This is a genomic window from Paenibacillus sp. tmac-D7 (assembly GCF_006519665.1).
In the GTDB taxonomy this organism is placed as follows: domain Bacteria; phylum Bacillota; class Bacilli; order Paenibacillales; family NBRC-103111; genus Paenibacillus_G; species Paenibacillus_G validus.
Map to the genome: position 1 here is coordinate 12,191 of NZ_VIDW01000038.1, position 25,238 is coordinate 37,428.

Sequence of the window (25,238 nt, forward strand, 5' to 3'; positions counted from 1 at the left end):
ATACATTAACACCAAAGAAGAGGTGATGTTACGCATGAGCGGACGTGTACAGCCTTCGGATCAGATTCAGATCACGAAAAACGCCCGGCAAATCAACGTCGTCCTGCGCAGTCCGGAACCTGTCGCACATGCCCCCGCCGAATCGGAAGCTTTGTTTCACGGCAAGCCTCTATCCCAGCAAGGCCAGTTCGGGGAAATTATGAAAGAACTGGATCGTATGGTCGGTTTGGAGCATGTGAAGGAGCTCGTGTTCGAAATTTACGCGCTGCTGCGCATAGCCGGGATGCGGGCGGAAGTCGGCCTTATGGCGGGAACCCAGGTGTACCATATGATTTTCAAGGGGAACCCGGGAACGGGCAAAACGACGGTCGCCCGTATCGTGGCGAAGCTGTTCCAGACGATGGGCGTGCTGAACAAAGGCCATCTTATCGAGGTGGAGCGGGCCGATTTGGTCGGCGAATATATCGGGCATACCGCGCTGAAGACGCGGGAGCTTGTCAAGAAAGCGCTGGGCGGCATTCTGTTTATCGACGAAGCGTATAGTTTGGCGCGCGGCGGGGAAAAAGATTTCGGTAAAGAGGCCATCGATACGCTTGTAAAGGCGATGGAGGACCATAAGAACAATTTTATTTTGATTTTAGCCGGGTACTCCGAAGAGATGGAGCAGTTTCTGACGACGAATCCGGGGCTGCCTTCGCGGTTTCCGATTCAGCTCGATTTCCCCGATTACACGGTCGACGAGCTGATGCAGATCGCCGAATTGATCGTGAAGGAACGGGAGTATGCTTTAACTCAATCGACGGAGATGAAAATCCGGCAGCAAATCACGAACGAGAAAAATCAAATGGAGGTCGCCTTCAGCAATGCGCGGTTCGTGCGCAACTTGATCGAGAAAGCGATGCGCAATCACGCCGTCCGCCTGTTAAGCAGCCCGCATGTACATCCGACCAAACAGGATTTGATGATCATTCGCCCGGAGGACGTCAAGCTGGAACGTAAATCCCCAAAGGAGACATATAAATTTATATGAAAAAAACGAGCCATGAAATTACGCCGGACCACCAAGAACGCGCCGTACTGGTGAGTCTGGTTACGCAGGAATTAAAGCGCGAGGAAACGTACGACCCCGACTATTCGCTGGCCGAGCTTATCCGGCTCGCCGAGACGGCCAATGTCGAAGTGCTCGGAACAATGACGCAAAATAAAGAATACGCCGATTCCAAGTGGTTCATAGGCAAAGGAAAAGCGCAAGAATTGAAAGAGCTGTTGGAGGAGAAAGACGCGAACACGGCCATCTTCGACCAGGAGCTGTCGGGCGCGCAGGTGCGCAATCTGGAGCAGTTTCTGGATGTGAAAATCATCGACCGGACCCAGCTGATTCTGGATATTTTCGCCGGCCGCGCCAAGACGCGCGAGGGGATCATCCAGGTCGAGCTGGCGCAGCTTAGCTATTTGCTGCCGCGGCTGTCCGGCCACGGGAAAAATTTATCCCGGCTCGGCGGCGGCATCGGGACCCGGGGACCCGGGGAGTCGAAGCTGGAGACGGACCGCCGTCATATCCGCGATCGGATCAGCGAGCTGAAGCGCCAGCTGCAGGAAGTGGTGAAGCACCGTACGCTTCACCGGGAGCGGCGTAAGAAGACCGGCGTCTTTCAAGTCGCTCTCGTCGGGTATACGAACGCCGGCAAGTCGACGCTGCTTCGCCAGCTGACGCAAGCCGACGTGTATGTCGAGAACCAGTTGTTTGCCACGCTCGATCCGACCTCGCGCTCGCTGAAGCTGCCGAGCGGATTGGAGATCGTCTTGACCGATACGGTCGGGTTCATTCAGAACTTGCCGCACGATTTGGTCGCGGCTTTCCGCGCGACGCTCGAGGAGGCCAACGAAGCGGATCTTATTCTGCACGTTGTGGACAGTTCCACCGAGATGATGACGATCCAGATGAAGGTCGTCGATGAGGTGCTCGAAGAGCTCGGCGCACACGGCAAGGATCGGATAACCGTGTTTAACAAAATCGATCTGTGCACGCCGGAGCAATTGGAGATGCTGATGACCGAAGGCGATTACTTACGCATCTCGGCTTATCGCGAAGAAGATCTCGGGCGATTGATCGACGCGTTAGAGAAACATTTGATGGGCGACAGCCGGACGTACCGTATTCCTGCCGATAAGGGGGATGTCATCTCGCTTGTGTACCGCGTAGGCGAGGTGCTGGAGAATGAAGTGGACGGCAGCGACATGCTGTTCAAGGTACGGGTAAACAATAAAGAGTTCGATAAGATAGGATACATGCTGGCTGCATACGATTCGGCGCGTGCGCCGCAGGGAGAGAACAGAGGAGAGACGTCGGAACATGTTTAACGAGCAGGTGCTCGCCTTGATGGAGAAGGCGGAGAAGGTAGTCGGGGAACGAATGAATGAAATCGATCGGTTGATCGATCGCAATCAGTGGAAAGTCATACGTGCGTTTCAGAAGTTTAAAGTAAGCGATTATCATTTTGCCGGCTCGACCGGATATGGCTATAATGATCGCGGACGCGAAGTGCTCGATCTCGTGTATGCCGACGTGTTCGGCGCCGAGGCGGCGCTGGTGCGTCCGCATTTCGTGTCGGGCACGCATACGATCGGGACGGCGCTCTTCGGCGTCCTGCGGCCCGGCGACGAGCTGCTGTCGATTACAGGTCGTCCGTACGACACGCTGCACAAGGTGATAGGCAAACCGGGCGACGGACTCGGCTCGCTGCAAGACTGGGGCATCGGCTACGGCGAGGTGGAGCTGCTTGAAGACGGTTCGCCGAACTATGAAGAGATCGCCCGGCGCATCACTCCGCGAACGAGAGTGATCGGCATTCAACGGTCGCGCGGGTATTCATGGCGTGCCTCGTTCACCGTCGAGCAGATTGGCGAGATGGTTCGTTTCGTGAAAGAAATAAAGCCGGACGTTATCGTATTCGTGGACAACTGTTACGGCGAATTCACGGAGCTTAACGAACCAACCGAAGTCGGGGCCGACTTGATCGCCGGTTCGCTGATTAAGAACCCGGGCGGCGGATTGGCTCCTACAGGCGGCTATATCGCGGGCAAGCGCGAGTATGTTGAGCTGGCGTCCTACCGGTTGACCGCGCCGGGCATCGGCGGGGAGGTCGGCGCTATGCTCGGGACGACGCGGGCCTTGTTCCAAGGCTTGTATTTAGCGCCGCATACGGTTGGACAAGCTGTTAAAGGATCGGTGTTCGCGGCGGCACTGTTCGCCGAGCTGGGATTTACGACGCATCCGCGTTGGAACGATCCCCGCACCGATTTAATTCAGGCCATACGGTTTACCGGGCCGGAGCATCTGATCGCCTTCGTTCAAGGCATTCAGCAGGCGGCGGCCGTAGACGCGCATGTCGTGCCGGAACCTTGGGATATGCCGGGTTACGAGCACCCGGTCATTATGGCGGCCGGAACCTTCATTCAGGGCGGCAGCCTGGAATTATCGGCCGACGCGCCGATTCGGGAGCCTTATATTGCCTACATGCAGGGAGGCTTGACGTATTCCCACTGTAAGCTCGGCGTTCTGACGGCCATCCAAAACATGATCGACCGCAAATTATTGTAATCATTACTTACATGTGGCATTAACCTGACATAACTTGACACGTTTCTAGAACATGGTTACAATAAAAGTAAGGTTTTATGTGTTAGGGGTGATAGTCATGAGTGATGATATCCGCCGTAATATGGCCCTTTTTCCGATCGGTATTGTTATGAAGCTGACGGATTTAACCGCCAGACAAATACGATACTACGAGCAGCATGAATTGATCATTCCAGCAAGAACCGGCGGCAACCAGCGTCTATACTCGTTCAACGATGTCGAGCGTCTTTTGGAGATCAAGGATTTGATCGAGAAGGGCGTTAACATCGCAGGAATTAAACAAGTGCTGCTGCCGGTCGACAAAGATTCGGAGGATGCAACCGTCTTGAACGAGCAATCCGAAGTGAAACGCCGGGAACTGACCGATTCCCAGCTGCACAAGATGCTGAAGCAGCAGCTGATAGGCGGAGGCAAGCGACCGAATCATGTATCGTTGATTCAAGGCGAACTGTCTCGTTTTTTCAGAAAATAGGGTTTGGCCGAGGAGCGACCGCCGCTCTGTTCACCTGAGGCGGGGCGAGCGGTACCCCTCGTTATTACGTACCGATTTTTAAGGAGGAGATTTCACAGTGACGGATAAGAACTACACGAAGGAAGACATTTTACGTATTGCCAAGGAACAAAACGTTCGATTCATTCGACTTCAATTTACGGATTTGCTCGGCACCATCAAGAACGTCGAAATACCTTTAAGCCAGCTTGAGAAGGCGCTTGATAATAAAATGATGTTTGATGGTTCTTCCATCGAGGGTTACGTTCGTATCGAAGAATCAGACATGTACTTATACCCGGATTTGAATACTTGGGTCGTGTTCCCATGGGTGACGGAAGATCGCGTGGCGCGTTTGATTTGCGATATTTATTTGCCGGACGGCCGTCCGTTCCCGGGCGACCCGCGCGGCATTCTGAAAGCGGCGTTGAAAGAAGCGTACGAAATGGGCTATACCGCGATGAACGTCGGGCCGGAACCGGAATTTTTCTTGTTCAAAACCGATGAGAAAGGCAATCCGACCATGGAGCTGAACGACCAGGGCGGTTACTTCGACTTGGCGCCTACGGATCTCGGCGAGAACTGCCGCCGCGAAATCGTATTGACGCTCGAAGAAATGGGCTTTGAGATCGAAGCGTCACACCACGAAGTGGCGCCGGGTCAGCACGAGATCGACTTTAAATATGCCGATGCGATTAAAGCGGCCGACCAAATTCAAACGTTCAAGCTCGTTGTGAAGACGGTAGCCCGTCAGCACGGCCTGCATGCCACATTCATGCCGAAGCCGTTGTTTGGCGTTAACGGCTCGGGCATGCATTGTCACCAATCGTTGTTCCGCGGTAAAGAGAATGCCTTCTACGACGAGAGCGACAAACTCGGCCTAAGCGCAGAAGCACGTCATTACATGGCTGGTATTTTGCGCCACGCCCGCGCGTTCGCGGCGATTACGAACCCGACCGTCAACTCGTACAAGCGTCTTGTACCGGGTTATGAAGCGCCTTGTTACGTCGCCTGGTCGGCCAGCAACCGCAGCCCGATGATCCGTATCCCGGCTTCCCGCGGTCTCAGCACGCGCGTTGAAGTGCGTAACCCGGATCCGGCGGCTAACCCGTATCTCGCGCTGGCCGTTATGTTGAAGGCCGGCCTTGACGGCATCAAGAAAAAAATGCAGCTGCCGCCTCCGACGGACCGCAATATTTACGTGATGACCGAAGAGGAGCGGGAAGAGCAAGGCATTCCGAGCTTGCCGATCAACTTGAAGCAAGCGCTCGACGAAATGCTTCGGGACGATGTCATTTGCGAAGCACTCGGCGATCATGCGCTGGCTCATTTCTTCGAGCTTAAGGAAATCGAGTATGACATTTACCGTACTCAAGTTCACGCTTGGGAGCGCGAGCAGTATTTAACGCTTTATTAATAATTAAAGAAACGGACGTTCGGCTGAGCCGAGCGTCCGTTTCTTTAATTTAGCAAGACCTATATTCCATAAGGACCTAGCGGTGATCTTCCGTGAGGTTTTTTTATCGAAAAAACCTCACGATCCGGCAGCAGCCGAGCTTCGAGAGGTTTTGAGTTGTTAGTGGATGTCGCGGAATACGCCGATGACTTTGCCAAGAATAGAAACGTTTTTCAACCGAATAGGCTCCATGGTCGGGTTTTGCGGCTGTAACCGAATATGGTCTCTTTCTTTATAGAACGTTTTCACCGTCGCCTCGTCTTCCTCGGTCATAGCCACGACGATGTCGCCGTTGTTGGCGGTCTGCTGCTGGCGGACGATCACATAATCCCCGTGATGAATGCCTGCGTCAATCATACTTTCGCCGACGACGCTTAACATGAACACGCTCTGATCGCCGACAAAGTGGCTGGGGAGCGGAAAGTAATCTTCAATGTTCTCCGTTGCTGTAATCGGAACCCCCGCCGTAACCCGTCCGATTAACGGAACGCGGGCTACCGAAACGGAGAACGCGCCTTCTCCTGGTTCCCCGTCCAGAATCTCAATGGCTCTTGGCTTGGTCGGATCTCGGCGGATAAGGCCCTTCTTCTCGAGCCTTTCCAAGTGTCCATGTACGGTGGAACTCGACGCCAAACCTACCGCTTCGCCGATTTCACGTACGGAAGGCGGGTAACCTTTATCCTTAACTTCATTTTTAATAAAATTTAAAATGGCCTGTTGACGGGAGGAAATCTTGCTCATCGTATCACTCCAATATATAGAAACTATTAATTGGAAGTATAGCACAGAATAGCCGTTCGTACAAACATAAGTTCGAGAAAATGCATTGACACAAACATGTGTTCGTGTTATTTTAATATAAGAACAAATGTTTGGGGGTCGTCATTATGATGCATATCATTAGCAGTCAAACTTCGGTAAGCGTGCCGTCCATGAATAGAACAGATGCGGTCGGCAATCGCAAACGGCTAGGGCGTCTGGCTCTGACGGGTCTTGTGTTGGCCATGATCATCGGGATCAGCACGGTGATCACGGCATTACTTGGGAATTCGGACGCTTATGCAGCCGCCTCCTTGCCGGCCGAACAACATACCGTTATCGTCGAACGAGGAGATACCTTGTGGAGTATCGCCAATGAACATATAGCTAAGGGTGGCAACCCGAGAGAATACATCTATGAGCTCAAAAAAAAGAACGGATTGAAGGACGCTTCGATTCGTGCCGGTCAACAATTGTTGCTTCCGTAATACCGCTCGCCCTGACATTTCAGGCTCTTCCCGCCTGTCAATTCTCTTGACAATCGTTATCCATAATGTCAAAGTATAATTTGATAACGAACGCCATTTGTCTGGACATGCTTGTCAGGTTCCGACAGCTGGCGACAACCGGAACACGAGAAGACTGGGAGGATAGGCATGTTGGAATCGGAACATGATGTTACCGTGAAGCGAATCAATGAACTCGCTCGAAAAGCGAAATCCGAAGGATTGAGCGAAGCGGAGTTGAACGAACGTAACGAATTGCGTAAAAAGTACATTGATTCTTTCAAATCTTCCTTACGCACTCAACTCGATAACATCAAATTTGTTGATGAAGATGAGAAGAAGTAGGAGGAGGGTTTTGATATGCAATATCGGGCTTTGGGTAAGAGCGGTATTCTGGTATCGGAACTTTGCTTAGGAACAATGACCTTCGGTCATACGACCGATGAACGGGAGTCCGTAGAGATGATAAACCGTTTCCTGGATAAAGGAGGGAATTTCATCGATACGGCAAACGTCTATGCAGGCGGCAGATCGGAAGAGATTGTCGGTAAAGCGATTCGCGAACGAAGATCGGACGTAGTTCTGGCTACTAAAGTTCGAATGAAGACCGGACCCGGACCGAACCAAGTCGGTCTATCCCGCAAGCATATCATGGATGCCGTCGAAGACAGTTTGCGACGCTTAGGAACCGATTATATCGATTTGTACCAAGTTCACGTTTGGGATCAGGTCACACCGATTGAAGAGACGCTTCGTGCGCTGGACGATTTAGTTGCATCAGGGAAGGTTCGGTACATCGGATGCTCGAATTTCTTGGCGTACCAGTTAATGAAATCGTTAAATCTAAGTGACTTCAACCGCTACGCGCGGTTTATTTCCATTCAACCGCAGTACAGTCTCGTGTGCCGCTCCATGGACCGCGAAGTGCTCCCTCTTTGCTTGGAGGAGAACGTAGGAGTCATCCCTTGGGCACCGCTTGGCGGCGGATTTTTGACAGGGCGCTACGAGCGCGGAAACGAACCGACGGAAGGGCGCCTTTCTAACAAAAACGGCGAGAGTCGATGGGAGCTGCGAAATACCGATAAGAATTTCCGAATCCTGGATGAGGTTCTTGGCGCAGCGGCAGAGACCAATAAAACGCCGGCACAAGTGGCGCTCAATTGGCTCATCCATAAGCAAGGGATTACATCGCCGATATTCGGCGCTCGTACGCTTGAACAGTTTGAAGATAATATGGGAGCGGTCGGCTGGAAGCTTTCCGACTCCATGTGGAAGCGGCTGGATGATGTCAGCGCGCTGGAATCGGAATATCCTTACCGGTTTATTGAGAAGTTTCATAGGCAGATCTAATCGAGAGCATAAGGGGTCACGATAATGTCGCGTAAATGGGAACGCATGGTACGTAAAAATACGAAGATCATGAATAAAAAACACGGCCAAAGCAGTTCGTCTTCGATTTCCGTTCGGTCTTCGGACGGGGCGGTTACTTTTAAAGGCCGCAGCTGGTTATTGCCATTGGTGCTCGTCGCCATGAGCGTGTTCTGTTTTATTGCCCTTCGTCCGCAAGCAGGCCAAGACGAGTCTATGTATTGGGTAACGGGCTTCAGTTATCTTTTCTTGGCATTGCTTATGTATTGGGCGCGCAGACCGTTTCTGAGGATTGGTAAAACTTCGCTGGCCTCCCGTCGATTCGGCGGCGACCGGATCGTAGAAGCTTCCCAAATTAGCGAAATAACCGTGAGCAAAGATACGATCATGGTAACCTTGAAGCCGAAAGGTAAACGCTGGGTATTCACGAAATTTTTCCACCAAATGCCAATGGAAGCTATGATCGAGAAAATTTCCGACTTCGCCTCGAAAAACAATGTAAAGCTCATCAAATGAAGCCTGAACGAACGTCATGGGGTTGCTTGATCGGATTAAATATAAATGACTGGCAGTTAGGAACGATAATCGCAGTAGAAAGAGGAATTTAAACAATGACGATCAAAGCGGTGCTTTTCGATTTAGACGATACGTTGTTATGGGATGACCGAAGCGTGAAAGAGGCTTTTGAAGCAACTTGCGCGGAGGCTTCCAAACATTATGACCTGGATCCGGCGCAGCTGGAAGAAGCGGTACGCCGTGAAGCGCGGGCATTATACGAATCTTATGAAACGTTTCCTTTCACGAAGATGATCGGAATCAATCCGTTCGAAGGGCTCTGGGCGAATTTTACGGCAGGAGAGCAGGAGGAATTCCGCAAGCTGCAGGCGTTGGCGCCGTCATACCGCAAGGCGTCCTGGACCCGCGGCTTGAAGGCTCTCGGTATCGATGACGAGGCGCTCGGCAGCAAGCTGGCCGAACAGTTTCCCGCCGAACGACGCAGTCGTCCCATTGTGTACGAAGAAACGTTCGAAGTGTTGGATCAGTTGAAACAAAAGTACAAGCTGCTCCTGCTGACCAATGGTTCGCCGGATTTGCAGAAGGAGAAGCTGGCCGGGGTGCCGCAGCTTGCTCCCTACTTCGACCATATTGTGATCTCCGGTGAATTCGGCGAAGGGAAGCCGGCCGCTTCCATCTTCCACCACGCCATGCAGCTGCTGAACATAACGGCAGATGAAGGTGTCATGATCGGCGATAAATTGACGACGGATATTCTGGGCTCGAATACGGTGGGGATGCGCAACATGTGGATCAACCGCCATGGTGTAGAACGCAGCTCGGACATCGAACCCGTTTACGAAATTAAGAGCTTGCGGGATATGCAAGCGCTTCTGGACTCCATATCATTCATCTAATGAACATAAGAAACCGACGGTCTGTCGATCCTGGCAGGCGTCGGTTTTTTGTTGCGGCGTTCCCGTCAAGCGAAAAAACGCCGTAGTCCGAAATGGATGCAGGATCCGTTCCGGACTACGGCGTTAAGACACCTAAAGTTGGGGTTTTATCATTAGGCCTGTTGGAAAGTCGGGTCGGCGAAAGGATGCGCAATCCAGCCTTCGGTTTCGATGAAGAGGCGGACGGCTACAATTTGCCGGTTTTCCATCAGGGTAAAGAAGTGCGGCTTATGCTCCGGTACGGAGATGACGTCGCCGGCTTCGAGCTCAACGTCGAAATATCCGACATCGTCGGTGCCTTTGATAATGAAAATACCTTTGCCTGCCGTGATGGCGCGAACCTCATCCTCGGTATGTGTGTGCACTTGTTCGAACTTCTTCAATAGCTCGTCGAGATTCGGCGTCGCATCGGACAAGGCGATGAGGTCCCAAGTCCGGTAGCCGCGACGGGCGGCCAGGTCGCGAATTTCTGCGTCGAAGGTGGATAAAATTTGACTCTTCTCTTCATCGGACAAAATAAATTTCTCCTGCAGCTCGGCCGGTAATTTGCCTGGATTCCAATGTTCATAAAGCACTTCTTGTTTCTCTAGAAAATTTCTGACGTTATCTTCGCCTTGGATGCGTTCGTTCGTATTGCGGATACGGATTTCAGCCATGGTTTATCCCTCTTTCACATGAAATGTGTACTCCTAATTTGTATTATAGTAGAAGGTGTACGTTCTGTCGATGTATAATGTATATAAATCCGATAGGATTCATTTAATAAAGACTCCATTTTTGTCGAAGTTTCTTTTCATCATATCATGTTTCTGTTACACTTAAGGATACATTGTTTAAGAGATTTAACGCTTCATACCGGATAGAATAAGGGGTCTACATGTTCGGACTGCCTACTTCATCGCATATACCGGCAGATCGGCAGGGTGAAAGGGGATTTTTCATTGATTAAACCTAGCTTACAAGAGCAGCTGCAAAAGAAAATTATGATTTTGGACGGCGCCATGGGCACGATGATCCAGCAAGAGGATTTGTCGGCGGACGATTTCGGAGGCGAAGAATTAGAAGGCTGCAACGAAATGCTAGTGCTGACTCGTCCAGACGTTATCCAGCGTATCCACGAGATGTACTTTGCCGCGGGCGCGGATATGGTCGAAACGAATACGTTCGGCGCCACGAGCGTTGTGCTTGCCGAATACGATATACAGGATCGCGCCCGGGAGATCAATCTTGCCGCCGCTAAACTGGCGATTGAGGCGGCTAACAAATACAGCACTCCCGAATGGCCGCGCTATGTGGTGGGGGCGATGGGGCCGACCACCAAGACGCTATCGGTTACGGGCGGTGTTACCTTCGATGAGCTGATCGAGAGCTATTACGAGCAAGCGCTGGCTTTAATCGAAGCCGGCGTGGATGCGCTGCTCCTCGAAACGTCGCAAGATACGCTGAACGTGAAAGCGGGCAGCATCGGGATCCGCAAAGCGTTCGAAGAGAGCGGACGCAAGCTGCCCTTGATGATATCCGGCACGATCGAACCGATGGGCACGACGCTTGCCGGTCAAAACATTGAATCGTTCTATGTGTCGCTCGAACATTTGGAGCCGATCTCCATCGGTTTGAACTGTGCAACAGGTCCTGAATTCATGCGGGATCATATTCGTACGCTCTCGGATATTGCCGGGACAGCCGTGAGCTGTTATCCGAACGCCGGCTTACCGGATGAGAACGGACAGTACCATGAGTCGCCGGAATCGCTGGCGAAGAAACTCGCCGGTTTTGCCGAGCAGGGCTGGCTTAATATCGCCGGCGGCTGCTGCGGAACGACGCCGGAGCACATTCGCGTCATGGCGGAGACGCTGCGCGCCTACAAGCCCCGGGAACAGAACGGTTCCCACCCGGCCGCAGTGTCCGGGATCGAAACGGTGTACTTGGAAGAGTCCAACCGGCCGATCATGGTGGGCGAACGGACCAACATCTCGGGTTCGCGTAAATTTAAACGGCTGATTAAAGAAGGGAAGTTCGAGGAAGGCTCGGAAATCGCGAGGAGTCAAGTAAAGAACGGCGCCCAGGTCATCGACATCAACCTGCAGGATACGGATATCGATGAAGCTTATGCGATGGAAAACTTCTTGAGCTATGTCGTCAAAAAAGTAAAGGCTCCGTTGATGATCGATTCCACCTATGATCATATAATTGAGCTGGGCCTTAAATATTCCCAGGGGAAGGCCATTATTAACTCCATTAACCTGGAAGACGGCGAATCCAAATTCAAGAGCATCGTTCCGCTCATACACAAATACGGAGCGGCCGTCGTCATGATCCTGATCGATGAACGCGGACAAGCCGTTTCCCGTCAGGCAAAGATGGAAGTGGCCGACCGTGCGTACGATTTATTGACGAACAAATACGGGCTTAAGCCTCACGATATTATTTTTGACCCGAATATGTTCCCTATCGGCTCCGGTGACCCGCAATACATCGGCTCAGCCGTGGAGACGATTGAAGGCATTCGGATGATTAAAGAAAAGTACCCGGAATGTAAAACCATTCTCGGATTAAGCAATATTTCGTTCGGCTTGCCGGATGCCGGCCGCGAAGTATTGAACGCCGTCTATCTGTACCACTGTACGAAGGCCGGACTCGATTATGCGATCGTGAATACGGAGAAGCTGGAGCGGTACGCTTCTATTCCGGAAGAGGAACGCCGTCTGGCTGAAAATCTGATCTACAACACGAATGACGAGACGCTCGCCGAATTCGTCGCCCATTTCCGGACTAAGAAGGTAGAGAAAAAGGAGAAAATCTCCAACCTCTCGCTGGAGGAGCGGCTCGCGTCTTACGTGGTGGAAGGGACGAAGGACGGTCTCATCCCGGATCTCGAGGAAGCGCTGAAGAAATACGCTCCTTTGGAGATCATTAACGGTCCGTTAATGAGAGGGATGGAAGAAGTCGGCCGCCTCTTCAACAACAACGAGCTGATCGTTGCCGAGGTGCTGCAGAGCGCGGAAGTCATGAAAGCTTCTGTCGCGTTCCTCGAGCAGTTTATGGAGAAAGAGGAAAGCGCCGTGAAAGGGAAAATCATCCTGGCCACGGTGAAGGGCGATGTCCATGATATCGGGAAAAATCTCGTCGAGATTATTCTTTCCAATAACGGCTACAAAATCGTCAACCTCGGCATTAAGGTGCCGCCGGAACAGCTGATCGAAGCCTACCGCAAAGAGAAGCCGGATGCGATCGGCCTGTCCGGATTGCTTGTCAAATCCGCACAGCAGATGGTCATCACCGCACAGGACTTGAAGATGGCGGGCATCGACGTGCCGATTCTCGTCGGGGGCGCCGCGCTTACGCGCAAGTTCACGAAAACGCGTATTGCGCCGGAATACGACGGGATGGTGCTGTATGCAAAGGATGCGATGGACGGACTCGATATCGCCAACAAGCTGAGCGATCCGCAGCAGCGTCAGCAGCTCATCCGCGAGCTCCGCGAAAGCAAGGAGTCGGATGTGAAGGAATCCGGTCGGAAAGAAGACGCGATGCCTGCGCTGACCAGGGTCAAGACGTCCAACGTCGACCGTACCGTTCCTGTTCAAGTGCCGCCGGATCTGGAACGTCACGTGTTGCGGGATTTTCCGATCAGCCATCTGATCCCTTACGTGAATATGCAAATGCTGCTTGGGCACCACCTTGGCCTTAAGGGCAAGGTCGAACAACTGCTTGCCGAGAAAGATCCGAAAGCGGTCCAGCTGAAAGAGACGGTGGACGATATCCTCAGCGAAGCGCAAAGCCAAGGCATTATTCGCGCTCACGGGATGTACCGGTTCTTCCCGGCCCAATCCAGCGGCAATGACGTGCTTGTATACGATCCGGAAGATCCGACCAAAGTGCTGCAGACGTTCTCGTTCCCGCGCCAACAATCGGAGCCGTTCCTCTGCTTGGCCGATTATTTAAAACCGGTGGAGAGCGGCGAGATGGATTATGTCGGCTTCCTCGTCGTCACAGCCGGGCACGGCGTCAGCGATCTGGCTACCTTGTGGCGGGATAAAGGCGATTACTTGCGCTCCCACGCCTTGCAGGCGGCTGCGCTTGAGATCGCCGAAGGCTTCGCCGAGCGCGTGCATCAGCTGATGCGCGACAAGTGGGGCTTCCCGGATCCGGCGGAAATGACGATGCAGGAGCGTTTCGGCGCCAAATACCGCGGCCAGCGGTTCTCGTTCGGTTATCCGGCTTGTCCGAATCTCGACGATCAGCAGCAGCTGTTCGCGTTGTTGAATCCGGGCGATATCGGGGTGGAGTTGACCGAGGGCAGCATGATGGAACCGGAGGCGTCCGTATCCGCCATCGTATTTGCACACCCGCAAGCGCGTTATTTTAATGCTTAACCGAAAATGGGCATGCTAGAGAGGGTGGGGCGGACGCTCCACTCTTTCGTTTAAGAAAACCGTAAGGACATGAACGGAGACGATCAGGTTGGAGATTTATTTTCTCGGTACCGGTGCAGGTATGCCTTCGAAGGAACGAAACGTCACTTCGATCATGCTTAATTTGTTGGCGGAACGGAACGCGTATTGGATGTTCGATTGCGGAGAAGGGACGCAGCACCAAATCTTGCGGGCGCCGGTGAAAATCAGCAAATTGGAGAAGCTGTTCATCACTCATCTGCACGGCGACCATCTTTACGGCTTGCCGGGTCTGATGTCCAGCCGTTCGTATCAGGGCGGGGATACGCCCTTTACGATTTACGGGCCCAAAGGCGTGAAGGAATTTGTGGAAACGGCGCTGCGGATCAGCGACTCGCATGTCGGATACGAAACCCGGTTCGTGGAATTTACCGAGGGGGAGCAATCGGTCCTGTTCGAGGATGACGGATTTCAGGTCGAAACGGCTCCGCTCAAGCACCGCATCGCCAGCTTCGGCTTCCGGATTACGGAAAAACCGCAGGTAGGCAAGCTGCAGGTGGACAAGCTGAAAGAATACGGTATTGCATCCGGTCCGTTGTACGGGAAAATCAAACGGGGAGAGCCGGTGACGTTGCCGGATGGCCGTACTTTGGATGCGGAAGCGTTCGTCGGCCCTTCGATTCCCGGGCGTATCGTAACGATTCTAGGCGACACGCAGCCGTGCCCGAATGCGGTGAAGCTGGCGGAGCATGCGGACCTCCTTGTTCACGAAGCGACGTTCGCCGAGGCGAGGAAGGAAATGGCGATCCGTTACGATCACTCCACGGCGATGGACGCCGCGCGAACGGCACAGGAAGCTGGCGCGCGTACACTGGTTATCACGCATATCAGCTCGCGGTATCAAGCCGAGGCGTCCGAAGAGCTGCTTCGTGAAGCTCAATCTATACATGCGGACACTTATTTGGCGCACGATCATTTTCATCTGGAAATTTTGAATCGGCTCCGCGGATGAAAGAAACCTCCGACCCGGAAACGGGAAGGAGGTTTTATCGGTAGGTTAAGACTGCTCATTTTGAAAAGCGGATTCATCCTTGATCTCGGAGCGGAACGATTCCAGGCTGTTGCGCCGGCGTTCGTTCTTACTTGCGACCTGCTGCTTCTCGTCGGGACTGATTTCATCGGCATGCTCTGCCAAGTATTCTTCCGACTCCTCCAGGTTCTCAATCGTGTTATTGATGTTGTTTTGTAAATGTTCCACGTTGTCTGCGCGATTGTCGGGTTTAGCCATAAGGGTGGACAGCTCCTTTGATCTTGTGGATTAGCGCTTTACGGCGCCCCCTTTATTGATGCCCTGTGGCAAGTTTTATATACCTCTTAATCGCTGCCCAATAGGCCGGAAAGGAAAGGTTCAAGCCCATGCTCGGTTTTGCCATTTTGCTATTCTTTTACTTGCTCGGCTCGCTTCTTCAAACCGTTTGCGATCTGCCGCTGCCTGCCAATGTGATCGGACTGATCCTGTTTACAGTCGCGCTGTTCGCGAAATGGGTCAAGTTGGAATGGGTGGAGGACGCCAGTCAATTTCTCGTCCGCCATATGCTGCTGTTATTCGCGCCGATCGTTGTCGGGACGATGGCGTTCTTTCACGTCATAGGCGATCAAGCGTTCGTTATCCTTGCCAATCTGTTCCTCAGCACGTTCGGGGTTCTGCTGGTGACAGGCTGGACGGTCAAAGGCTTGAGCCGCTCCGATCGAAAGGAGGCGAACAAAACGCATGACGCTCGCTGACTTTACGGAACAACCCGTATTCGGCCTGACGCTTACGGTCGTAGCCTACGCGCTGGCTCTGCAAATTCACAAACGGTGGGGGGCGCTGCATCCGCTGCTTGTATGCTCCGTCCTCATCGTTGCCGTTCTGCTGCTGCTTCATGTCCCTTATGAATCCTACCGTCAAGGGGCGGATTTCATCGTATTTCTGCTGGGACCGGCTACCGTGGCGTTAGGGGTTCCTTTATATAAAAACGCGCGCAAAATCAAAAGCATGCTGCTCCCGATCGCCACAGGCATTACCGTCGGCTCGATCAGCGCTCTGCTGCTGTCCGCTGCCCTTGCTTGGGGACTCGGCGGCAGCCGCGAGTTGATCGTGACGATGATGCCGAAGTCGGTGACGTCGCCCGTCGCTCTGGAAATATCCAAGCAAGCGGGCGGGCTGCCTGAGCTGACGGCGGTGCTGACGGTGCTCACCGGATTAATCGGCAGCGTGCTCGGACCGTCCTTACTCAGGTGGGCCGGCGTTCGCGACGACATCTCGATCGGCACGGCGATGGGAACGGCCGCGCATGGGATCGGCACGGCGAGAATTATTCGCGATTCGGAGCTGGCCGGCAGTATCAGCGGATTTGCGATGGGGGCGGCTGCTATCTTGACAAGCGTATTGTTTATCCCCGTTTATATATGGTTGAGTTAAAGTAACGGCGGAGTCGCATTAGATGCGGCTCCGTTATTTGTTATGGACAGCCTGACGAATCCTTACAAAAGCTTTACAACCGCCAAACGTCTTCTTAATAAACGTCTGCTAACCTAAGAGTGTAAGGCAACTTACCTGTAGAGAGGCGTGTTCTCGATGATCCCAACGGCTACTCAAACGTCATTAGATCCCTCCAGGCTGACGGTTAGACTGGCGGCAGGCGACGGCGAAGTGGAACAAGCATTGCGTCTTAGGTACCGGGTTTTCGTAGAAGAGGAAAAAAACATGCGGCTGCGCACGGATAGCGGTCTGGAACAAGATGCGTACGATGCCTATTGCGATCATTTGATCGTGAAGAACGTCGATACGGATGAGGTCGTCGGCACGTACAGGCTGCTGCCGGGCCAAAGGGCGGTCCGTCATATTGGCTTTTATTCGGAGACAGAGTTCGATCTGTCCGGGTTCCACACTTCCAAAAGCCAAACGCTCGAGCTCGGCCGCAGCTGCATCGATCCCGCTTATCGCGGCGGGCGGGCGATTCAGCTGTTGTGGGAAGGGATCGCCGATTATATGACGCTTAACGACTATCGCTATATGATCGGCTGTGCCAGCATGCATCTGACAACGATCGCCGACGTGAACGAAATGTATACGCTGCTGCGGCGAAAGCAAGTCATCACCGACCGATTCGGCGTCCGGCCGCTGGACTCCCATCGGATCGCCGGACTGCAGCTCATTGAGAGCGAGCTGAGCGATAAAGATATTTTCCGCAAGCTGCCGCCGCTGATGAAAGGTTATCAATGGCTGGGCGCCGAAATCGGCGGCGAGCCGGCTTACGATGCGTTGTTCGATACGGTAGACTTCTTCATCGTTCTGGAGAAGGACCGTGTGACGAAACGGTATCAAAAGCGGTTTATGTCTAGATAAACGTTTATATGCGGAGGAGGCGTCAACGGTTTGTATGAATGGATCGCGAAAGTCACCGGGAACGAACGAATGTTACAACGTATCGCTCGATTCACAGGCCGGGTACCGCTCGGTATAATGGTTGCCGTTTGCCGCGCTGCGGCGCTGCTCTTGTATATGCTCGGCGGCGTCCGGCTGCGGCAGCGGATCCTGAGCAATATGCTTGAGCTGCTGCCTGATCGCAAGGTGCGGGATCTGAAGAGCGTTCGTTATCGTTATTATGAGAATGTCGTCTTTGCCCTCTACGAAATAGCGATTGAATCCTACCGTCTGCCGGCCGGCGGAACCGGACGTTTCCGGGTAGAAGGCGAAGCCTGCTTGGAAGAAGCGCTCCGCCTGGGCCGAGGTGCGATCGTGTATACACCGCATTGCGGCAACTTTTTTTACTACTATTGGTATCTATGTCAGAAGTACGATTGCTTGACGGTTGCGACTGCAGGCAGCGAGGAGCTAAGACCGTTCTATTTAAAATTTCAAGCGCTTGGTTGTCCCGGGCTTGATTATGATCGAACGCCGTCATTGGAGCTGCTTCGTAAACTGAAGAAGCATCTTCATAACGGAGGCATCGTATTTTTGTTAGGCGATTTCTGGCGTCCGACATTCCCGCCCTCACGGTTTTTCGGCAAGCAGACCCGGACGCCGCAAGGCGCTTCGACGCTGGCGATTGAACAACAGGCGCCGCTTGTTCCGTTCTACGGGCGGCGGGATCGCGGGTTTGTTCACCGGTTAACGTTTGAACCGGCGCTTCACTTATCCTCGTCTTTCAGCCGTTCCACCCGTTCCGAGGCGACCCGTTTGTTGAATCGGTTCATGGAACGCGTGATACGCGAACATCCGGCGCAATGGTTTTATTGGTTTAACGCTCAGGAACGGTGGGAGCAGGAATGCCGTACTGAAGCGGAACAAGACGCAGGGAAAGAAACGCATTCCGCCTAAACGGCAGGGGGTGTCCGAGATGGATACGGGTAGCCATCTGTTATTCGGGACGACGCTGACGGGCTTGGCCATGCTACATCCGGAGGTGTCCGCTGATCCGGTTTTGTTTCAAGCGATGCTGACGGCGACGATGGTCGGTTCGCAAGCGCCGGATTTCGATACATTGGCGAGAGTTCGCGGTTACTCGACCTATATTCGGGTGCATCGCGGCGTAACGCATTCGCTGCCGGCGCTGTTCGTTTGGCCGCTAGTGTTGGCGCTGCCGATCGCCTGGACGTTCGGGGTGTGGGCGCATGTCGGCCTGCTGCTGGCCTGGATATTTGCCGCGGTAGGTTTCCACGTATTGCTGGACTGGTTTAACGCTTACGGCGTTCAGTGCTTTCGTCCGTTTACCCGAAAGTGGCAGCATCTGGACGTATTATCGATTTTCGATCCGTTCCTGTTTGCCCTGCATGCCGGGGGCGTTCTATGGTGGATAGCGTCGGGGACGAATCCGGGCCTGTTGTTTGTGGCCGTTTATGCGGTGACGGCGGGATATATCGCAGTCCGCGCGGCACATCACCTCCGCGTCGTAGCTCGCGTCCGGCACCAGCTGCCTTACGAAGGCATTTATCAGGTTGCGCCCGGGTTTCACTGGTTTCGATGGCAGTTCGTGGTGGAAACGGAGGATTGCTTTTATACAGGTCATGTGCGGGGGAAGCATGTCGAGGTGAAAGACATCTACGTCAAGGAAGCATTCGATTCGATTGTCGAGGCTTCCAAGTCAACGGACGGCGTAAGAGCCTTCCTGCAGTTTGCGCAGCGGATTCATGTCTCTTGTTCGGCAGGACAGGACGGTTATGTCGTGAAGTGGAGGGATGTCCGCTTCTGGTATAATCATCAGCTGCCGTTCGGTGTCGATGTGATGCTGGATCGCGATATGAAAGTGACGGGTTATTCCTTCGGCTGGAAAAAGAAAGCGTGGGCCCCGCCATTCGTCTAGTCTAGGGCAAATTCGAATAATATTTGTCGAATTATGACGAAATAATAGGGTTTAAGATCTATTTTTCATTGACGACTTCGTATGAATTGTGCTTAAATAATAGTAGATAGGGCATGATTTTCATATTATTTCTTCAGATGATGCGATGAACGGCTGTCTTCATGTGGGCGCTTGGACAGCTGTGAGCAACTAGCGCAACCGACCTGACTTTTTGAAGTCGGGTTGTTTTTGTTTTCAAGGACTTTATCGTTTGGGGCTTGGGTACATATTCGGATCGGGGGGAACGCGTAGTGGCTCTACGGAAACGGATCGGCGACCTGCTCGTGGAGGCGGGGCTGTTGACTCCAGAGCAGCTGTCGACGGCTCTGCAGGAACAGCGGGAAACGAAGATGCGGCTCGGCGAATTTCTTATTAACCGCAACTACATCACCGAACAGCAATTGATCGAAGTGCTCGAGTTCCAGCTGGGCATCCCTCACATCCAGTTATATCGCCAAAAGATCGATCCGAAGGTCATTAATCTTATTCCTCAGCGGCTTGCCGAACAGCATCAAGTGCTCCCGGTGCGTACGGAAGGCAACAAGCTGATTCTGGCGATGGCCGACCCGCTCGATTATTTCGCCATCGACGAGCTGCGCATGAGCACGGGACTTCGCATCGAACCGACTATTGCGGCTCGGGACGAGCTGCAGCGGGCGATCAAGCGTTATTACGGCTTGCAGGAATCGGTCGAGCAGATCAGTCAAATCCTGCAGAACCGGGAGAGCGAGGAAGCGAGGCCGCAGACCCGGGAAGACGACGATTCGCCGGTTGTCAAGACCGTGAATCAGATTATAATTCAAGCGGTTCAGATCGGCGCCAGCGACATTCACATTGATCCGCAGGAAGACAGTCTTCGCATCAGGTACAGGGTGGACGGCGTTATGCGTACGGAGCGTTCACTGCCGCCTCACATGCAGAGCGTCATTATTGCCAGGGTCAAGATCATGGCGAACTTGAACGTCGCCGAACGACGTCTGCCGCAGGATGGCCGGGTGGAGATGGATATTGAATTCCGGAAGGTCGATATTCGGATCTCCACGCTCCCGACTATTCACGGCGAGAAGGTCGTGATGCGGGTGCTCGACCTCGGCAGCGCCCTTACGGATATCGAAAAGCTCGGGCTTTCGGAGCATAACTTGGGATTGTTTATGAAAGGGATTCAAGGCGCGCACGGTGTCGTACTGATTACGGGGCCGACGGGAAGCGGGAAGACGACCACGCTGTATTCCGCTTTGTCGAGGCTTAATCATGAGGACGTCAACATCATTACGATTGAGGATCCGGTGGAGTATCAGCTGCAAGGCATTAACCAGGTTCAGGTCAATCCGGTAACCGGTTTAAGTTTCGCCCGGGGACTGCGGGCGATTCTTCGTCAAGATCCGAACATCGTCATGATCGGAGAAATCCGCGATGTGGAAACGGCGGAGATCGCTGTCCGCGCCGCGATGACCGGTCATATGGTGTTGAGTACGCTGCATACGAACAGTGCCGTGAACGCCATCACCCGGCTGATCGATATGGGCGTCGAACCGTTCCTCGTCTCTTCGTCGGTCAACAGCATCGTCGCTCAGCGCTTGGTGAGGCGAGTTTGTCCTTCGTGTTCCGTAGCGTATTCGCCGTCCGAGGATGAACGGAAGCTGTTCGAGGCTCACGGTTTTGAGGCGCAAACGTTGAAGAAGGGCCAAGGCTGCGCAGAATGCGGCCGCAGCGGGTATCGGGGACGGCTGGCGATTCATGAAATCTTGACGCTCGACGATACGCTCCGGTCCATGATCCTGCAGAAGAGGCCGGACAGCGATTACCGCGCCTATGCGCTGACCCAGTCTTATGTCCCGCTTGTCAAGGATGGGCTTGCGAAAGCGGCTGCGGGTTATACGACGCTGTCTGAAATATTCAGAGTGATCGGGAATGAATCATAAGCATTTCTAATACATAGTTCTATAGATGTACGTTCGCTATAAAGAAATAGTTCGAATTAACTAATATTTAATGGCAGATCACCCGGATTATGCGTATAATGATAATAAATGGGAAATTGAGGGGTCTGATTTGAGCGTAATTGACTTGTTGAAGCTGGCTTATGAGAAGAAAGCTTCAGATATTCATATTACCGTACATTCGCCGGCCGTGTTTCGGATTCACGGCGATCTCAAGCCGGTTAACGGCGAGGTGCTGACGCCTGCCCGCACGGTCGAGCTGGCCCGGGAGCTGATGACGAACGAACAGTATCAATCGTTTATGAGCAAGGGCGACCTGGACTTTTCCTATGGAATACCGGATGTGTCCCGGTATCGTGTCAACGCTTTTCAACAGAAGGGAAACGTCAGCTTGACGATCCGCCTGATTCCGAGCAAAATCCCGCAGATGGAAGCGCTCGGGCTGCCAGCGATGGCCGAAGAGTTCGCGAAGAAGCCGCAGGGCCTGCTCCTGGTCACGGGGCCGACGGGAAGCGGGAAATCGACGACGCTGGCGGCGATTCTGGACTACATCAACCGGACCCGCAACGATCACATTATTACGCTCGAAGACCCGATCGAGTTTGTTCACAACCATAAATCCTGCATTGTCAACCAGCGTGAAATCGGCGTTGACACCGCTTCGTTCGCGAGCGGCTTGCGTGCCGCTCTGCGTCAGGATCCCGACGTCATCCTGGTCGGCGAGATGCGCGACTTAGAGACGATCAGCACCGCCATCACGGCGGCCGAAACCGGTCACCTGGTGTTCGGAACGTTACATACCGCGGATGCGCCGCAAACGATAGATCGCGTGATCGACGTATTCCCTCCGGAGTCGCAGCAGCAAATTCGCGTCCAGCTTGCTTCGGTGCTGCTCGGCGTTATGGCGCAGCGTCTCCTGCCGACGGCTGACGGACAAGGCCGTGTCGCTGCTATCGAAGTGCTGGTGAACACGCCGGCGATCGCGAACCTGATTCGTTCCGAGAAGGTGCACCAGATTCGCTCCGCCATGCAAACCGGCAAAGCGCAAGGGATGCAAACGATGGAGATGTCGCTGCGCGAACTGCTGCAGCAGCGCGTTATCACGATGGAGAGCGCCCGGGAAGCGATGTTCGGCTTCGCAGATCTGAACGGTTAACGGCCATACATCTGAGTTTATGCGAAACGGAGTTGAGACCGGTGCCCAAGTTCGATTACAAAGCCGTGGACGATTATGGCCGCTATTACAAAGGCACCCTAGAAGCCAAAACGTTCCATCAAGCGATGGAGGAGCTGAAGGGCAAAGGGCTTTGGATCCTGGAACTGATCGATCAAAGCAAGAGCCTGCTTCGCAAGGAGCTGAAATTCGGCGGCGGGCCGAAGGTCAAGACGGAGCATTTCACCGTGTTTTGCCGTCAGCTGGCGACCTTGTACAAATCCGGGATCAATCTGGTGGAAGCCGTGCGGGTCCTGAGTGAGCAGACGGAAAGCAAGGAATTTCGCAAAATCTTGACCTCGGTCAGCGAAGAGATGGCCCGGGGAACGCAGTTCTCCGCAGCAGCAGCCCATTACCCGACGGTCTTCACAGGGATCTTCATCAATATGATCCGTGCGGGGGAGGCCAGCGGCAACCTGGACGAAATGCTGACGCGGCTCGCGATCTTCTACGAGAAAGAATATTACACGAAACAAAAGGTGAAATCGGCGATGGTGTATCCCGCCATCATGGGGGTCGTTACCGTCATCGTCGTGATCATATTGATGACCTTTGTCGTTCCCAGGCTCGTGGGGAACTTTGCGACGATGGGGTTGGAGCTTCCGCTTCCGACTCGGATCGTCATTGCCGTCAGCGACTGGATGAAGCAGTTTTGGTACGTGGTTATGATGTTCTTGTTGGTACCGTCTTTCTTGCTAAGAATGATGAAGAAGCATCCCAAAGGCGTGTACGGCTTGGACTATATCAAACTGAAACTGCCTGTTTTCGGAAAGCTATGGCACAAGCAAAGTTTGTCGCGGTTCAGCCGGACCTTCTGCTCCTTGTTCGCAGCTGCGATCCCGATGCTGCAAATGATGTCCATCGTCTCTACCGTAGTCGGCAACGAAGTCATCGCGAAGCTTATTCGCGACTCGCGTGAAGGCTTGCGGGCGGGGAATTCCATCGCGGAGCCGTTCAAAAATTCGTGGCTGTTTCCGCCGATGGTCGTGCAAATGCTGCAGGTGGGCGAACGGACAGGGGCGCTCGACACCATGCTGGAGAAGGTGGCCGAATTCTATGAAGCCGACGTCGATGCGATGGCGGATCGTCTGAAGGCGCTTCTGGAGCCGATCATGATTTTAATTTTAGCGGTTATCGTCGGCGGTATTGTGCTGGCGGTCATGCTTCCTTCATTCAAGCTGATGGAGAACATGGGCGGCTAATGCCAGGGAATGAGTCAAGGTTTGATCACATCGTTTAATCATGGAGAGGAGAATGAACAATGGAGACTGTAATGAAAAAGCGGTTCAAGCTGACGAAAAATCAAAAAGGGATGACGTTGATCGAGTTAATGGCCGTTGTCGTGATTTTGGGGATTTTGGCCGCAGTGGCCGGAGCGGCAGTGACTAGAGGGTTTACCCAATCCCGTGTGAGCGCAAACGAATCGACAGAGAGAATTGTTCAAGATGCGTTGCAAAGACACTTTATGGAAACGGGCGGAAATCCTACCGCCGCATTGACTGACGGTGCAGCTGTCTTGCAGGAGTTGTTTACTGAAGGCTACCTGTCGAATGTGCCGACAGGTGTGACTGTAACGATTACGGACGGAGATAATGCAAACGACGGTGTGTATACAGTTACTGTTGCAACCACGCCGTAGGTAAAAATAGGCCTGAATATTTAAGAAAGGTAACCCCAAGTAGGGTTACCTTTCTTAACTCTTACTAAGGAGCCTGTGATGAGCCTTCTGAACGACACGTTAGCTTTATATAAAGCGTTATTCCAAGCGCATCCGCTTCTTCTCCCGTTAGTATCGGGTATCCTCGGCCTGTTCATCGGAAGCTTCTTGAACGTCATCGCCCTGCGCATTCCGAAGAAGGAATCCTTTGTTTACCCGCCGTCGCATTGCGTGCACTGCCATCATCGGTTGGGCGCGCTCGACCTGATTCCGGTTTTCAGTTATGTGCTGCTAGGAGGGAAATGCCGGTACTGCAAGGCTCCGATCTCGCGGATTTATCCGTTCGGAGAGTTCGTTACCGCCATATTCTTTGCAATCACTTCTGGTGTAATCGGTCTGAAGCCCGAACTCCTCGTCGGACTGTTTCTTGTCGCGATTTTATCCGCCATTACTTTAACGGATGTCAAATATATGCTGATTCCGGATAAAATCATGATCTTTGCCGTGGCGGTTGGGCTTATTCTGCGATTGTTCATTCACGGGCTCCCTTTATGGAACTATGGGGTCGCAGCATTAGTCGGAGGCGGCCTGTTGTATGGGATAGCCTGGGCATCGGAGTTCTTTATGAAGAAGGAAGGGATGGGCGGAGGAGATATCAAGCTGTTTGCTTTTCTCGGGCTCATGCTGGGTATCAAGCTTACCTTACTCACGATCTTTGCCGCTTCGTTATTCGGACTGATCGGCGGGCTCATTCTACTCAAGAGCAGCGGTCAAACAAGGGATGCGCATATTCCTTTCGGCCCCTTTATTGCGCTCGGCGCGATATGCTGTTATCTATGGGGAGACGCGTGTATCCGTGCGTATATAGACCTGCTCATCGCCATTTGATTTGCAATGGGGCCAATTGGAAATCGTTATGATGTCTTTTCATCGAATGACTATGATAAAATATAGACGTATATATTCGATTATTTTCG

The 25,238-nt window shown here is 53.1% G+C and carries 25 protein-coding genes and 1 riboswitch; of the genes, 22 read left to right on the plus strand and 3 right to left on the minus strand.

What is annotated here, in order from left to right; all coding sequences use genetic code 11:
- Nucleotides 1-34 precede the first annotated feature (34 nt).
- The 5 genes from spoVK (at nucleotide 35) to glnA (ending at nucleotide 5,547) form a co-directional block, all read left to right on the plus strand.
- Nucleotides 35-1,030: a stage V sporulation protein K gene (gene spoVK, locus FKP33_RS20755; RefSeq protein WP_127610185.1), complete on the plus strand. Its 996-nt coding sequence runs from the start codon at nucleotides 35-37 to the stop codon at nucleotides 1,028-1,030.
- A complete protein-coding gene (hflX, locus tag FKP33_RS20760) occupies nucleotides 1,027-2,361 on the plus strand; it encodes a GTPase HflX (RefSeq protein WP_141336260.1) in 1,335 nt (444 codons plus the stop codon). The genes spoVK and hflX overlap by 4 nt, the downstream gene beginning before the upstream one ends.
- The gene (locus tag FKP33_RS20765) at nucleotides 2,354-3,601 is read left to right on the plus strand and encodes a methionine gamma-lyase family protein (RefSeq protein WP_141336261.1); all 1,248 of its coding nucleotides are present in this window, start codon (nucleotides 2,354-2,356) and stop codon (nucleotides 3,599-3,601) included. Before hflX ends, FKP33_RS20765 begins: the two co-directional genes overlap by 8 nt.
- Before the next feature lie 97 nt (nucleotides 3,602-3,698).
- A complete protein-coding gene (locus FKP33_RS20770) occupies nucleotides 3,699-4,112 on the plus strand; it encodes a MerR family transcriptional regulator (protein WP_127610178.1) in 414 nt (137 codons plus the stop codon).
- 97 nt (nucleotides 4,113-4,209) lie between these two features.
- A complete protein-coding gene (gene glnA, locus FKP33_RS20775) occupies nucleotides 4,210-5,547 on the plus strand; it encodes a type I glutamate--ammonia ligase (RefSeq protein ID WP_127610176.1) in 1,338 nt (445 codons plus the stop codon).
- A gap of 159 nt (nucleotides 5,548-5,706) precedes the next feature.
- Here the strand turns inward: glnA and lexA are convergent, their stop codons facing one another.
- On the minus strand, nucleotides 5,707-6,327 hold the full coding sequence (gene lexA, locus FKP33_RS20780) for a transcriptional repressor LexA (RefSeq protein WP_127610174.1): 621 nt from the start codon (nucleotides 6,325-6,327) through the stop codon (nucleotides 5,707-5,709).
- Nucleotides 6,328-6,473: 146 nt separating this feature from the next.
- Between lexA and FKP33_RS20785 the strand changes: the two genes are divergently transcribed.
- From FKP33_RS20785 to FKP33_RS20805, 5 genes are all read left to right on the plus strand, one after another.
- Nucleotides 6,474-6,833 (plus strand): LysM peptidoglycan-binding domain-containing protein, encoded by a 360-nt coding sequence (locus FKP33_RS20785; protein ID WP_141336262.1) that lies wholly within the window; start codon nucleotides 6,474-6,476, stop codon nucleotides 6,831-6,833.
- Nucleotides 6,834-7,001: 168 nt separating this feature from the next.
- A complete protein-coding gene (locus FKP33_RS20790; RefSeq protein WP_054797378.1) occupies nucleotides 7,002-7,196 on the plus strand; it encodes a DUF896 domain-containing protein in 195 nt (64 codons plus the stop codon).
- Between the two features lie 15 nt (nucleotides 7,197-7,211).
- Complete coding sequence (locus FKP33_RS20795; RefSeq protein ID WP_141336263.1) at nucleotides 7,212-8,201, plus strand: aldo/keto reductase; 990 nt, start codon at nucleotides 7,212-7,214, stop codon at nucleotides 8,199-8,201.
- Between the two features lie 24 nt (nucleotides 8,202-8,225).
- A complete protein-coding gene (locus FKP33_RS20800; protein ID WP_127610170.1) occupies nucleotides 8,226-8,735 on the plus strand; it encodes a hypothetical protein in 510 nt (169 codons plus the stop codon).
- 95 nt (nucleotides 8,736-8,830) lie between these two features.
- Complete coding sequence (locus FKP33_RS20805; RefSeq protein WP_141336264.1) at nucleotides 8,831-9,631, plus strand: HAD family hydrolase; 801 nt, start codon at nucleotides 8,831-8,833, stop codon at nucleotides 9,629-9,631.
- Nucleotides 9,632-9,783: 152 nt separating this feature from the next.
- On the opposite strand, the gene FKP33_RS20810 is transcribed toward FKP33_RS20805, so the two are convergent.
- Nucleotides 9,784-10,326: a 1,2-dihydroxy-3-keto-5-methylthiopentene dioxygenase gene (locus FKP33_RS20810; protein ID WP_127610169.1), complete on the minus strand. Its 543-nt coding sequence runs from the start codon at nucleotides 10,324-10,326 to the stop codon at nucleotides 9,784-9,786.
- 285 nt (nucleotides 10,327-10,611) lie between these two features.
- On the opposite strand from FKP33_RS20810, the gene metH reads away from it, so the two are divergent.
- A complete protein-coding gene (gene metH, locus FKP33_RS20815) occupies nucleotides 10,612-14,046 on the plus strand; it encodes a methionine synthase (RefSeq protein ID WP_127610167.1) in 3,435 nt (1,144 codons plus the stop codon).
- A gap of 88 nt (nucleotides 14,047-14,134) precedes the next feature.
- Nucleotides 14,135-15,076 carry a ribonuclease Z gene (gene rnz / locus FKP33_RS20820; RefSeq protein ID WP_127610164.1) on the plus strand — a complete coding sequence of 314 codons (942 nt, stop codon included), beginning with the start codon at nucleotides 14,135-14,137 and terminating at the stop codon, nucleotides 15,074-15,076.
- 45 nt (nucleotides 15,077-15,121) lie between these two features.
- Here the strand turns inward: rnz and tlp are convergent, their stop codons facing one another.
- Entirely contained in the window at nucleotides 15,122-15,352 is a 231-nt protein-coding gene (tlp, locus tag FKP33_RS20825; protein WP_054797382.1) for a small acid-soluble spore protein Tlp, read from the minus strand.
- Between the two features lie 128 nt (nucleotides 15,353-15,480).
- On the opposite strand from tlp, the gene FKP33_RS20830 reads away from it, so the two are divergent.
- The 10 genes from FKP33_RS20830 to FKP33_RS20875 all read left to right on the plus strand — a co-directional run bounded on the left by FKP33_RS20830 (nucleotide 15,481) and on the right by FKP33_RS20875 (nucleotide 25,149).
- The gene (locus FKP33_RS20830; RefSeq protein ID WP_127610162.1) at nucleotides 15,481-15,849 is read left to right on the plus strand and encodes a CidA/LrgA family protein; all 369 of its coding nucleotides are present in this window, start codon (nucleotides 15,481-15,483) and stop codon (nucleotides 15,847-15,849) included.
- Nucleotides 15,836-16,528 carry an LrgB family protein gene (locus FKP33_RS20835; protein WP_141336265.1) on the plus strand — a complete coding sequence of 231 codons (693 nt, stop codon included), beginning with the start codon at nucleotides 15,836-15,838 and terminating at the stop codon, nucleotides 16,526-16,528. Before FKP33_RS20830 ends, FKP33_RS20835 begins: the two co-directional genes overlap by 14 nt.
- 156 nt (nucleotides 16,529-16,684) lie before the next feature.
- Nucleotides 16,685-17,455 carry a GNAT family N-acetyltransferase gene (locus FKP33_RS20840; protein WP_141336266.1) on the plus strand — a complete coding sequence of 257 codons (771 nt, stop codon included), beginning with the start codon at nucleotides 16,685-16,687 and terminating at the stop codon, nucleotides 17,453-17,455.
- Between the two features lie 30 nt (nucleotides 17,456-17,485).
- Nucleotides 17,486-18,430, plus strand: coding sequence for a lysophospholipid acyltransferase family protein (locus FKP33_RS20845; protein WP_230875928.1), 945 nt, complete (start codon nucleotides 17,486-17,488; stop codon nucleotides 18,428-18,430).
- 19 nt (nucleotides 18,431-18,449) lie between these two features.
- Nucleotides 18,450-19,412 (plus strand): metal-dependent hydrolase, encoded by a 963-nt coding sequence (locus tag FKP33_RS20850; RefSeq protein WP_127609502.1) that lies wholly within the window; start codon nucleotides 18,450-18,452, stop codon nucleotides 19,410-19,412.
- A gap of 129 nt (nucleotides 19,413-19,541) precedes the next feature.
- Nucleotides 19,542-19,623, plus strand: a riboswitch (cyclic di-GMP riboswitch).
- A gap of 79 nt (nucleotides 19,624-19,702) precedes the next feature.
- The gene (locus tag FKP33_RS20855) at nucleotides 19,703-21,373 is read left to right on the plus strand and encodes a GspE/PulE family protein (protein WP_258313509.1); all 1,671 of its coding nucleotides are present in this window, start codon (nucleotides 19,703-19,705) and stop codon (nucleotides 21,371-21,373) included.
- A gap of 130 nt (nucleotides 21,374-21,503) precedes the next feature.
- On the plus strand, nucleotides 21,504-22,547 hold the full coding sequence (locus FKP33_RS20860) for a type IV pilus twitching motility protein PilT (protein ID WP_201318704.1): 1,044 nt from the start codon (nucleotides 21,504-21,506) through the stop codon (nucleotides 22,545-22,547).
- 41 nt (nucleotides 22,548-22,588) lie between these two features.
- Complete coding sequence (locus FKP33_RS20865; protein ID WP_141336268.1) at nucleotides 22,589-23,806, plus strand: type II secretion system F family protein; 1,218 nt, start codon at nucleotides 22,589-22,591, stop codon at nucleotides 23,804-23,806.
- Between the two features lie 59 nt (nucleotides 23,807-23,865).
- Entirely contained in the window at nucleotides 23,866-24,243 is a 378-nt protein-coding gene (locus FKP33_RS20870; protein ID WP_054797388.1) for a competence type IV pilus major pilin ComGC, read from the plus strand.
- Between the two features lie 78 nt (nucleotides 24,244-24,321).
- Entirely contained in the window at nucleotides 24,322-25,149 is an 828-nt protein-coding gene (locus tag FKP33_RS20875) for a prepilin peptidase (RefSeq protein WP_054797389.1), read from the plus strand.
- Nucleotides 25,150-25,238: the final 89 nt, after the last annotated feature.